This window comes from Shewanella sp. UCD-KL12 (genome assembly GCF_001957125.1).
Taxonomy (GTDB): Bacteria; Pseudomonadota; Gammaproteobacteria; order Enterobacterales; family Shewanellaceae; genus Shewanella.
Window position 1 is genome coordinate 373504 of the sequence record NZ_MPHJ01000002.1, and the last position, 11924, is coordinate 385427.

Annotated in this window: 10 protein-coding genes; 9 read left to right on the forward strand and 1 reads right to left on the reverse strand. The window is 43.0% G+C overall.

What is annotated here, in order from left to right:
- Positions 1-351: 351 nt before the first annotated feature.
- The 9 genes from BM736_RS07705 to BM736_RS07745 all read left to right on the forward strand — a co-directional run bounded on the left by BM736_RS07705 (position 352) and on the right by BM736_RS07745 (position 10967).
- Complete coding sequence (locus tag BM736_RS07705; protein WP_076410546.1) at positions 352-888, forward strand: sigma-70 family RNA polymerase sigma factor; 537 nt, start codon at positions 352-354, stop codon at positions 886-888.
- A gap of 470 nt (positions 889-1358) precedes the next feature.
- Positions 1359-1556 carry a hypothetical protein gene (locus tag BM736_RS25125; protein ID WP_179079022.1) on the forward strand — a complete coding sequence of 66 codons (198 nt, stop codon included), beginning with the start codon at positions 1359-1361 and terminating at the stop codon, positions 1554-1556.
- Between the two features lie 166 nt (positions 1557-1722).
- Positions 1723-2040 carry a helix-turn-helix transcriptional regulator gene (locus BM736_RS07710; protein ID WP_076410548.1) on the forward strand — a complete coding sequence of 106 codons (318 nt, stop codon included), beginning with the start codon at positions 1723-1725 and terminating at the stop codon, positions 2038-2040.
- 314 nt (positions 2041-2354) lie between these two features.
- On the forward strand, positions 2355-3446 hold the full coding sequence (locus tag BM736_RS07715; RefSeq protein WP_076410550.1) for a permease: 1092 nt from the start codon (positions 2355-2357) through the stop codon (positions 3444-3446).
- A gap of 504 nt (positions 3447-3950) precedes the next feature.
- Positions 3951-7274, forward strand: coding sequence for a winged helix-turn-helix domain-containing protein (locus tag BM736_RS07720; protein ID WP_076410552.1), 3324 nt, complete (start codon positions 3951-3953; stop codon positions 7272-7274).
- 15 nt (positions 7275-7289) lie between these two features.
- Entirely contained in the window at positions 7290-7679 is a 390-nt protein-coding gene (locus BM736_RS07725; protein ID WP_076410554.1) for a DP-EP family protein, read from the forward strand.
- A 446-nt stretch (positions 7680-8125) separates the two neighbouring features.
- Complete coding sequence (locus BM736_RS07730; RefSeq protein ID WP_083699936.1) at positions 8126-9376, forward strand: sensor domain-containing diguanylate cyclase; 1251 nt, start codon at positions 8126-8128, stop codon at positions 9374-9376.
- Between the two features lie 449 nt (positions 9377-9825).
- Complete coding sequence (locus BM736_RS07740) at positions 9826-10359, forward strand: hypothetical protein (protein ID WP_076410558.1); 534 nt, start codon at positions 9826-9828, stop codon at positions 10357-10359.
- A gap of 209 nt (positions 10360-10568) precedes the next feature.
- A complete protein-coding gene (locus tag BM736_RS07745; RefSeq protein ID WP_076410560.1) occupies positions 10569-10967 on the forward strand; it encodes a hypothetical protein in 399 nt (132 codons plus the stop codon).
- A 72-nt stretch (positions 10968-11039) separates the two neighbouring features.
- On the opposite strand, the gene BM736_RS07750 is transcribed toward BM736_RS07745, so the two are convergent.
- On the reverse strand, positions 11040-11924 hold an 885-nt coding region (locus BM736_RS07750), incomplete at its 5' end, for an IS4 family transposase (RefSeq protein WP_083699946.1).

Consider the following 11924-nt stretch of genomic DNA (forward strand, 5'->3'; position numbering starts at 1 on the left):
GGTAGTAGAGATACATCTTATTGCGCAATAGACAAGTGTGTATCTTGATAGTTCACTAAACTCATTTTGTTTCTGTCTAAAGTGGAGGATATAGCAAAAATGCGCTCAATAGCTTGAGCTGCGCCTCCTTACATCATGATAGTTGAGGTAAGTTTAATTGTTGAAGCCTTTTAATTTATCTGAAATGTAAATTATTTACTTATGAGGATATTTTGCTTTAGTAGGTGCAACTATTTTCTATTTTTTGCATCCTTTTTAGCTGTTGTTCGTCTACTCTAAAAAATAGTCGGTCATTTAGGCTAGAATCCTTGTTCTTTTAGACAAGATCTTTAGCCGTTGTTAGGAGTTTTCATGCAGCAAGTTGCGGCGCAGGCGTTTTCGCAATATCAACATGAGTTATTGGCATTTATCAATCGAAAAGTCAGCCATAAAGAGGATGCACAAGATATCCTTAGTGCTGTTTTTATTAAGTTATTACAGCAAACTGATGCACCGGACTCTCCCATCGCATGGCTCTATCAAGTGACTAAAAATGCCATCATAGATTATTACCGAACCCGCCGCCCTAATGAGGAGTTACCTCAAGATCTTATCGCTGAATCAAGGGAGGAGAGTGCTTTTTCTGAGATGAGCGTGTGTATGAAACCTATGGTGATGACCTTAGATGATAAGTATCGAGATGTGCTTCTGCTCAGTGAGATAGAGGGCATAAAGCAAAAAGTGGTTGCCGAGCGACTTAACTTGAGCCTTTCTGCTGTTAAGTCTCGGGTGCTGAGAGGTAGAGAGCTTTTGGCTGCCAACTTGGTGAGTTGCTGTGCGCCAGTGATTAACACTAAGGGCAAAGTTGATGATTTTCTGCCACCTAAAAAGTCATGCTACAAATGCTAAGAGAGTAATAGCGGACTTTATATTCAGTCGTTTCAAAATTTTTGCATCCTTTAAAAATCTCATTCGTCCTATTGGATAGTTGATTTAAAAATGTGCATCTTGCACCACTTATCCCCTTGGGATAAAACTATCCGGAGATTGTATGAGCGATAAAACTCACCCTTGTTGTAACCCTGACGATATGAGCTGTTGTTCGATTGGAAGTGAAAGTAAAAGTGAAAGTAAAAAGGAAGCGTGCTGTACACCAGTTTCAGACTCTTTGAGTCAATCCGCTGAAGGCTCTTGCTGTACACCCGTTGAGGGCTTTTTGAGTAAGTCCGCTGAGGGCTCTTGCTGCGACTCGACAGAAAGCTCTTGTTGTACACCTGCTGAGGGCTCTTTGAGTCAATCCCCTGAGGGCTCTTGTTGCGACTCAACAGAGGGCTCTTGCTGTAACTGCATATGCGACTGTAAGCCTGGTGATACCACTTGTGAAGGAGAGTGCACCTGCCGTTGCGAGTCTAAGCAGGGGGATTGTGTCTGTAGTTGTACCTGCCGCTGCGATGCCGATGGCTGCAGATGTCATTGTGTTGATGAGCAAGGTAAAACCTGCTGCCAAAGTGAGGCTTCAGCTACCAGTTGCTGCTAATGCACTAATACAGTACGGCACTAATGCACTAATGCACTAATGCATTAAGGCTGTATGGCACTAAAGTTAGTTATCATCTCTAATAGAACCTGCTTATAGCAATAAGCAGGTTTTTTTATTTTTTGGGTTACAGCCAGCTATTCTTGTCATAAAAATAATAGTTCTGTTATTATCGAAATAATTGATAACACTTAATCAGGTAGAGCATGGATATCGAAGTCGTTGCTAAGGCGCTAAAAGAACTCGGTCATACAACACGACTAACGATTTTTAAACGTGTCGTACGGGCAGGGTTTCAAGGTGTAGCGGTGGGGAGTTTGCAAGAGCAACTGCAGATCCCAGGCTCAACACTTTCACACCATATCTCTAGCTTAGTGTCTGCGGGCTTATTGTCTCAGAGGCGGGAAGGGCGAACGCTTTTCTGTGTAGCAGAATTCGAAAAACTCGAAGGAGTGATCGGCTTTTTGCAAGATGAGTGCTGCATTGACGAAGAGTCTGCACCAAAACTGTCTACTCAAAAGTAGCGGGCCCCAATAATAGCCAGCTAAACTAGCTGGCCAAAAAACAGCCTAATCAACAGGCGTCGATTTAAAAGCCATAATCATCATAATTTTTAGTTCAGTGTTAGTGCTTGATTAGCGATAGGTTTCACTTCTACAAACAGGTATCCATAAATAATCATTTTGAATATTCTGGAAATATAGTTGACATGTTTTTTAATGAGTATATTATTTCCATATTCTTCGAAATGAATTTTTAAAGCAGATGCCGAATATGAACTTCGGTAGCTTCTAAAATTCCAAAACGATTCTATATTTTTGGTATGGTGGAAATGATTATGAGTCCTGAAATCTTAGCGATGGCCCGCGAGGCCGCAAATATGTTTGCCTTCTTGGCAACTGAGCTAATTATTCTTTTTTTGGTGATCAGCTACTTGGTTGGTGTGTTGCAGGAGTTTATAACGCCTGAGAAGATCCAATCGATATTGAGCTCTCGCAACGGTAGAGGCTACGTGATTGCTGCGTTGTTAGGGGCTATCACACCATTTTGTTCATGCTCGACCATCCCATTCTTGAAAGGGCTGCTTAGAGCCAGAGCGGGTTTTGGCCCTATGATGGTGTTCCTTTTTTCGAGCCCACTGCTAAACCCGATTATCATAGGTCTGTTTGTGGTGACCTTCGGCATTAAAGTGGCTGTGTTCTACTTTACTGTGGCGCTAGTGGTTGCAGTTACCGCAGGCTTTGTATTGGAAAAACTAGGCTTTGAGCGCTATGTACGACCTGAAGCTTATGAAGCGGCTGATGCATCAAGCTGTGGCACATCTTGCGATGACAAGCAGGCTAGCCCTGCAAAAGCTGACGCTAAATCGACTTGCTGCGCGACTCAGTCGCAAGCCAGTCAAACAGCATGCAGTGAATCACTTGCGACGCCTGCACTTGCCGTAGAGACTGGATGCGGGGCGACTGCAACCGCTTCATCATGTGGCGCTCTTGTGAATGCGGTCAAAGCAGCTAAGAGTGAGAGTCGTTGGATTCGGATCTGGCGCTCAACCTGGAAGGACTTTAAACAGGTGTTCCCATACTTGATGTTAGGTATCTCTGTTGGTGCATTTATCTATGGCTTTATTCCTACAGAACTTATTGCTAAGTATGCCGGTGAAGGCCTGTGGTATGCGATTCCTGTTGCGGCAGTAATTGGTATTCCGCTGTATATTCGCGCCGAAGCTGTGATCCCTTTAAGTGCGGCATTAGTGCAAAAAGGGATGGCATTGGGCTCTGTGATGGCGCTGATTATCGGTAGTGCTGGTGCGAGTTTAACTGAAGTTATCTTGCTAAAGTCTATCTTTAAAAATCAGATGATTGCTGCCTTCTTAGTGGTGATACTCGGTATGGCGATTGGTGCAGGTTACCTCTATAGCTATCTGTTTTAACTTTTAACTTTTAACTTCTAACTTCTAACTTCTAACTTCTAACTCTTAGCGTTAAGCCTTTATGTCGGTATTACTTCATAAAGGCTAACGCTATAAATATTAGGTCCGCATTAGCGGACTTAGTTTTTCATATCTGTATACTTTAAAATATTCCCTATCTAGCTCATCGGCTAATTGCAGACAATTAGCAGTGGTTCAAACTGGTCAACGTTGCTTTTCCAGTCCTATCGAACTGATATCTTCACCTGCTTAGTGATTTGTTTTTTCTGCGGTATATATATTTAGCTTGTATATAAGCTAAACCTTTGTGCTCCTTTGCAAAATACACCTTAAGTTGTAGTAAATAAGTAGCAATTTGTTGCAATTATGATGCATCATGCTCATGCGTAGAATTATTCATGTTGGTGTTGTTTGCCTTAAGCGAATGGACAGCTCTGCCATGCAAATGTGATTTACTGTACGGGTGTAAGTTTGTTTACGTTCTCTTGATTGGAAGAAAGAAGAATGAGTTTTAGCACATTTTATTTTGGTGATTGGCAGATTGAGCCAAGTTCCAACTCCATGCGTTTAGGCAGTCAAGTTAAACAACTTGAGCCTAAGGCGATGGATGTGCTGTCGTTCTTGTGTGAACGTGACGGTGATGTGGTGAGCACCGAAGAGATAGTCAGCCACTGCTGGCCCGATATGTTTATGGGTGACAATCCGCTGCACAAGGTCATCAATCAATTGCGCCGCGCCTTGGGCGATAGCGCGACCTCACCCCAATATATCGAAACTATTCGTAAACGCGGTTACCGCACCTTAGCTAAGATAAGTTTCCCCAAAGGTCATGCTGCGGCAGCCGAATCACAACAATGGCAATCTGGCTCCCCTTTTCCTGGTTTACAAGCTTATAGTGCCGAGCACGCCGATGTGTTCTTTGGTCGCAGTGAACAGGTTTCTATCTTACTGAATCGTATTACCCTGCAAGTTAAATATGGCCGCGCTTTTTGTCTGATTTTAGGCCCCAGCGGTAGCGGTAAAACCTCATTAGTCAATGCGGGTGTGATGCCAAACCTGATGAGCGCCAAGGGGTATAATGGCATTGAGGTGATATCATACAGTGATATTGACTTGGCCGATGTGGTCGATAACCCCCCGTTAGTGGATATGGCGAGTGCCATGCTGGATTGGGAGTATCAGGATAAACCCGTATTTGATGGCTACAGTGCTGAACAACTGGCAAATACGCTCACTGAAGCACCTGAAAAGATTATTCAGTGCTGCAAGTCAGCGTTAAAAGGCCATAAGGCGCAGCACGCCTTTTTCACGCTATTTGTTGATAGATTAGAGGTGCTACTGTCCTCACCTCAGTTTACGGATGCGCAGAGACAAGCGTTCTTCGACGTTATCGAGTGTCTGGCACAATCTGGTCATATTCTTATTTTATCTGCTTGTCGCAATGATTTTTATCCAGACCTGGTGCAGTACCCCAACTTGATGTCGGGTAAATCTCGAGGGGCACATTTCGATTTGTCACCGCCTACGCGCCAAGAGCTATTGCAGATGATCCGCTTGCCTGCTGTCGCTGCCAAGTTAACCTGGCAGCTAGACAGTGAAACCGCAGTACCGCTCGATGAGATGCTCTGCGCTGATGCCGCATCCAACCCTGATGCCTTACCAATGCTGCAATATACCTTACAAGCGCTGTACTTAAACCGTGATGATACGGGGCAGCTGCTGGTGTCTGAGTATCACAAGCTAGGCGGGCTCGAAGGCGCTATCGGCAAGAACGCCGAAGAGGTTCTCGACAAGCTCGGAGACGCCGAAAGAGCGGCAGTGCCTAAGATTTTGTCACTGCTAGTTACGCTTAAAGAGGATGATAAATCAATTACCAGCCGCACAGCGCGCTGGTCACAGCTAAGCGCTTATCTAAGCTCAGATTCAGGTTCTGACATAGTTTCTGAATTAGCCTCAGACTCTGAAACCAAGCTTGTTAAAGCCATGGTGGATAGCCGCCTATTTGTTTCTCACCTGCAAAATGATGAAGCCTGTTTCAGTATCGCTCACGAAGCTCTGCTTAGGCGTTGGCCCAGAGCGACTAAATGGATAGAAGCACACAGCGAAAGCTTAGCCATTAAGAGCCGCTTACTCAATCAATCCCGTCGCTGGTTAGCTGAGTCTAAAACCCAAGCCTATTTGCTTGCAGAGGGGAAGCCACTGCAAGAGGCGGTTTTGCTCTCACACAATCCACTCTTTATTTTAGAGCCTGCAGAGAAGGCGTTGATTTCGGCATCGAGTAATCGTGCCAATGGCAGACGTTGGCGTCGTCGATTAACCACGGGGGCACTCGTCGCCCTCACCATACTATCTGTATTGATGAGCTTTCGCAGTATCGAGGCTGAGCAGCGCGCATTAGAGAAACGCCTTGCCGCAGAGAACCTGCTTGGTTTTATGGTAGGGGACTTTGCTGACAAGCTGCGCGGTATCGGCCGTATGGATCTACTCGATGGGATCAGTAACAAGGCGCTGGAGTATTTCAGCGATTTTTCTACCACGGATAAAGCCCTAACCTTTGCCGCACGTTTTCAACATGCTCAGACGTTAGAAGCTATGGGCGAGGTGGCTTATTCTCGGGATAAAATCATTGAGGCAAAAACAGCGCTACTTGCGGCTAATGGTTTGATCAATGAACTGTTAATTGAGCAACCTGAAAACCTTGAGCTTTTAAAAACCGCTGGTGCCAATGCCTTTTGGTTGGGGCAGCTGGACTATGATAGGAAAGACTGGATCTCAGCTCGGCCTAAGTATGAAGAGTATTTGATTTATAGCCAAAGAATGTACGATATTGCTCCTAATGATATTGATGCCTTGATGGAGCTGTCGTATGCCCACAATACCCTTGGTTCGTTAGCTATGAAGCTGCAAAGCTTTCCTAATGCGCGTGATAGTTTTCAAGAGTCGCTTAGGCTAAAGCTCATAGCACTTGAAAATGAGCCTCAAAATTCACAACTAATTACTGATGTGATGGACACCAGATCTTGGTTAGCAAGTGCTGCATTATCAAATGGAGATCTACGAGCTAGCATTCAAGTTCATCAGTCGATAGTCGAAGAATTAACCAAAACTGATTTGAATGATGCTTACCTGATAGAAAGTTTAACTGATAGTCTACACTTTCTTTCTCGACAATATTTGTACCGAGGACAATTAGCCGATGCTTGGAAAAGTGCTACCGAAAGCCATCAATTATTTAAGGATTTAGTGAGAATTGATCCCAATAATCTAAATTGGAAAATAAGATGGATTAAAGTTCAATTACATATGTTGAAGATGAAACCGCTAATGTATCAAAAATCATCTTTAGGAGGTAGCAGCTTGTTTATTGAACCAGAATCAATAAGTTACCTTATTAATATTGAGGTAGAGTCTGGCCAGTATGCTAGTTCTCGTTTTAATTTTCTTAGGGCATTGTTTGAAAAAAGTACAGCTTATTACTACCAGAAGCAACATGATTGGGAGAAAAGCCACTTTCATTTAGTGAAAGCGCGAGATGTAATAAATTCTTTGGTACATGATTTTCCTCATGAGACTCAATATCGCCAACTTTTAGCTGTGGTTGAGTTGTTAGATAGTAATGGACATGAGCATCGAGGGAATCAGGTGAAGATGCGACAAGCTTGTATGAATGCTAAAAATATATTAGTGCCATTGCAGCAATATAATAAAGACCCGAAATACTTGCTTCCCTTAGCTGATGCATTTAGGTGTTTAGATGAGCTTGAGCAACACGTTCTACTTACTGAAATATTAGAAAAAGAAAATATCGTATTTAGCCTGCTTAATTAATATAAGGAAGTAAAAATGTCAAAAAATGAAATAGTAGTAAACGTCAGCATTACTGGTGATGATACTAACCCTGAGTTCTCGTTTACCCCAAACCCTGTAGTTTTAACAAAGCCTAAGGCTAAGGTTTCTTACAATATAGATCCTAAAAATAACCTTGATCTAGCTTTTGTGGGAGCAGTATTTCCTCAACAGAATGAGCGTACGCCAGAAGGGGATGAGATAAATCCTCACAGTGTTTTACAAGATATTAACTCTATTAAAATCAAGAATGCAGCTCAAACATTGTCGATAAAAGATAGTAATCACGATCATGGTGTTATCGGTATTCGCTTTGTTTTTGCAAATAAACAAGGGAACACGTTTGAGAGTCAAGATCCTCAAATTAAAAACCAACCTGAAGTTTAATTAATAAAGCTTAGAGGAGTGTTAAGATGCTCCTTTATTTCAAGTTGAGGGTTTTGAGGACATTTCCTACTAAGCTTTAATTTTTGGTAAGAGTAGGAGAGTTGTTATGCCTCGTCCAAGAGCTTTTAATCCAAAACAGGGCTAGTCAGCGTTGACCTCTCGATTATACAAGAAGGCCCTGGTATCACTGCTACAGTTGTGTAACTAGTCGCGCCATGCTGATGAGGGTAATTGGCCACTAAAATGCGTGATTCTTATTTAGATTGACACTTACTTTCCTGAAGTTAGTTAGATCCTATTTTCTATTAGTTAATTAATCTTGTTATATAACATACCTTTACGTTAGAAGGTTACCGAAAGGTTCCCGTTGATGTAATTAGGTAAAGTATCTACCAGATAGACGCACTTGAAGCGTCAGGTTAGTAAATTCTGGTAAGGATACTCTAATGTTAAGACTCCCTCCTAAGCCCTATGAAGACAATAGGCAGCGATCGTTTTCGGATATTTGTCCTGCAGATTCAGGCTTTGTTGCTAGAGCTGGCAGAAGTGGTGCAGAGCTAAATGCTAAGCCTAGCTTAGAGGGTAAGTTCATCTCACCTGCTGATGAGTTTCATCAGTTTATGAGGCAAGCAAGAGAGAATGCTCAGCAAGATAATGCTGAGATATCTGAAGCTCAAGTGATGGCTTTGTCATCGCAAGATTATTTAGCGCAAACATTACCTGCACAAAATACTTTATCATCTCTGCCTATGCCGTCGCCATTTGCTACGACGAGTGACGATCTGCTGTTTGATGATTGCTATCGAAGTGCATTGAATTTGTTGGTGCAGCAGTTGATGGAAGCCGTATTAGTGGTTGATGCAACGGGTACGATTCAGATGATAAGCAGTAAAGCCGTTGATCTGTTGTCTGCTGGACGAGGTGTTAAATCTACTGATATTTTAGGTCAGAGTTGGCAAGAGTATCTGAAGGAACCACAGAAGACACGTTATCAGCAGATGCTCGATGAACAACTTATCAATCAGTGCCAACTTGAACATGCCCCTATCGAGGCTTCGCTGACTTTAGAGCAAGGCGACAGTTTAGATGTTGAGTTTTCTATTAGCTATTTAGGGCTTAGCTCACCGTTATTTGCCATTGTTATCCGAGACCTCACGAAGCATAAGGCTGAATATCAGCAGCTCTATCAATGGGCATCGACAGATTGCTTGACTAAGTTGGCCAACCGAAGAGTGTTTGATGCATCTCTGCGATCTCAGTGGCAGGCATGTACCGTATCTGGCAAGCCCATTAGTGTGGTGATTATTGATATCGACTATTTTAAGCTGTTTAATGATAAGTATGGCCATATTCAGGGGGATCACTGCCTGCAAAAAATCGCCAATGTGATTGCACATTCATTGCCATCTGATGACTGTATCGCCGCTCGCTACGGCGGTGAGGAGTTTGCCCTAATCCTGCCTGAATTCGATGCTAAGCAAGCGCAGTTGATGGCCGAGTATATTCAGCTGGAGATTAATGGACTTAAGTATACGGATTTGGGCTTAGATGAAAGCGTTACTGTGAGCGTCAGTCAAGGCATTGCGGCCGAAGTTAATGGGCAGTTTAGAACAGGCACTGCTCTGTTATGCGCGGCAGATACCGCACTCTACCGCGCCAAGGCCGATGGTCGAAATAGAATCAATTTAAGTTGTTGATGGGAATTTACTTTTAGCTACAAGCTACAAGCTACAAGCTACGAGTTACAGGTTGCGAGGTTTTAGGTACAAGCTAGGTTCTAGGATTTAAAAGCTGGGTGCTGAAACAAGTTCTGCATGACTCACTTAGTCATTTCGGTGTGTTCGTTGGCCGGAATCCAGCTCATTTCTATCATTCTGGCGTGTTTTTAGGCCGGAATCTAGCTGATTTCTGTCATTCCGGTGTGTTTTTAGGCCGGAATCTAGTTTGTCTCTGTTTATGAATTTCCTCGTATCTGTCTTTTCCTTGTTTACTCGTGACTCGTTACTTTCTTGCCCCTCCACACTCACATTCCTAGCTACTTGCTACCTTCTCCCCCTTAAGTGAATTAAATTTCACTTAAGGCTGAATTGATAACCTTGTTATGATTAGGATGCCAATGAACTCCATTAATTAAGGAAGTTAACAGATGAAAACAGCTCGTAACCTCGTAGCCCTCGCGTTAATCACTAGTCTATCGGGCTGCGGATTTTTTGAGTCTGATGACAAGCAACTGCTTGAGCAGGCATGGCTCGATAAAGATCAGCAACTTAAAGAGGTTGTAGAGCAAATCAGAACACAAGGAATTGATGCAGTCGCTAAGAGTGCACAAGTTGGAAGTGTATCAGCTTGTGTGGCGCAGCAATTGAGTGATGACCCTTTTGCAGATCTCGTGCAGGTGGAAGGTGCATTGGTTGAGTCTGCTAAAGTCTCTGAGTTATTAGCCAGCATAGAGTCATTGATGGAGCAGGAGATCAGTTTTGAGCAGGTCAGCAGTCTTTTGCAGAAGGGCGCTGATGCAGCTGCCTATGCAAAAACCTTGATCGATCAACAAGGATTAGAGAAGGGGTTAGCAAGCCTGCAGCAGATGGCGCAGACCGGAAAAGAGTATGCCAGCGAAGACCTAGGTGGTCATTTTCAGGCGATACTGCTTCAATGCAAAACTGAGGTGGGTGAGGGCTAAAGCCTCAGATAGTGTTGAAAACTGATTGTGTTTGATATCGATGCCTGCTCATGCAGGCTTTTTTGTGGGCAGTGCCACTAAAGTGCTGAGCTGGTGTGTGACCAACTTCAAAGCTTTTAATCTTGTTTTAAGTTTCAGTGATACAAGTTGAACCATTTGTAATAAATGTACTCAGTATGAGGTAATAATTCTTTGCCTTAGAGGTTGTTTTGAAAAACTTAGGTTGGTTACTGGTTTTTATTCCTGCGCTTTGTACTTGTGCGAGTGTGTTATTTTCTATTATTCACTATTTTCATATTATCGAAAGCGCAGATGTTGTCATTGATCTGATGCTGTTTATCTTAGTGGTCAATGTATTGGGCTGTGTTGTTATTGCATTTAAAACCAGTGGTAATCTTCCCTATCTGCTCTTTGGTAACATTCTATTCTTTATCGTGTTTGTTTTTTCTATTACCACAGTAAGTCATCATGACTGTAGCCACCATGAAAGCACAAAGCTTACTGATTCTGAGTTAACGTTTCCGTCTAAGCCTTCAACTCAAGTCATGGCTAATGGCTTGCCGCAGCATGCTATTAGTTCAGAGGGGAGCTGTGAGAGCTGCCGTTAACTAATACTAATCCCATTAAATATAACTGACAAAAAAGAGCCCGCGTATAGCGTAATGCTATTCGGATAAGCACTACTGTTTATATTTAAGTGGATAGCGGCTGGGTATATAGAGCACTGAACGTGGATATGTTCGGTGCTTTCTTTTATCTGGAAGGATAAAGTGTTTTATATCGGCCCGCATTTGCTTCAGCTTAGCTGGTAACTTTCCATCAGGTGATAAAGCAAGCCACCTTAATTGAGTGTCTATCAAGCTTATCGCTGCGGTAAAGCTAATACGGGTGGGCGCAACTTTGGCTTCTTTTGCTATCGCTACCATTTCTAAGCGAACCAGATTATAAGCGATAAGCACACCCCATAGTTCTTGCTTAGCACCTTCAACAAATTTGCTTCGTAACGTCACCTTGCTTTGCAATTGAGTTTGCTTCAGTTCGCCGTATCCCTCCTCTATTTCCCAGCGTTGCCAGTAGATATTAAGTAGTTTATCCACCGGATATTTAACTGGGTCAACCAATGAGGTGACAAACCCTTTTATTTCACCTTTTGGCTCTTGATAAGCAATAAAACGAGCACGCCATGTTTCGGGAAGTTCGGGATTTTTCTTTCTCGCCTGGGGGGAGACTGGCATATCAATTAGCAAGTCATTATTAGCAAACTCTTCGACCACCTCATAGCGCATCTTCGATTTTATTGGTGTCAGCCAGTGTCGCTGTACCCCTGAGCCTTGCCAGTTTAATAGTAAGTCAGCAGAGAAATAACAACGGTCAAATAGGGTTAAGGAGTTATCTGAGGCTTCTTGAACTAAACGCTGAGCGAGTGTTACTTCTCCTACGTGGCAGCCATCAAAAGCTGCACCCAAGACCATTCTGGTTTCAGTCGATATAAGGCTAACTAATCGAAGCTGAGGATAGGGTTTGTGTGTTTTTGAAATAAAACCAAATGTATCGGCGTTCTCTTG

What these genes read in the sequence shown, in the direction of transcription:
- BM736_RS07740 (WP_076410558.1), top strand. Translation starts at nt 9,826, where the DNA reads ATGAAAACAGCTCGTAACCTCGTAGCCCTCGCGTTAATCACTAGTCTA.
- BM736_RS07730 (WP_083699936.1), top strand. Translation starts at nt 8,126, where the DNA reads ATGTTAAGACTCCCTCCTAAGCCCTATGAAGACAATAGGCAGCGATCG.
- BM736_RS07720 (WP_076410552.1), top strand. Translation starts at nt 3,951, where the DNA reads ATGAGTTTTAGCACATTTTATTTTGGTGATTGGCAGATTGAGCCAAGT.
- BM736_RS07705 (WP_076410546.1), top strand. Translation starts at nt 352, where the DNA reads ATGCAGCAAGTTGCGGCGCAGGCGTTTTCGCAATATCAACATGAGTTA.
- BM736_RS07715 (WP_076410550.1), top strand. Translation starts at nt 2,355, where the DNA reads ATGAGTCCTGAAATCTTAGCGATGGCCCGCGAGGCCGCAAATATGTTT.
- BM736_RS07725 (WP_076410554.1), top strand. Translation starts at nt 7,290, where the DNA reads ATGTCAAAAAATGAAATAGTAGTAAACGTCAGCATTACTGGTGATGAT.
- BM736_RS07710 (WP_076410548.1), top strand. Translation starts at nt 1,723, where the DNA reads ATGGATATCGAAGTCGTTGCTAAGGCGCTAAAAGAACTCGGTCATACA.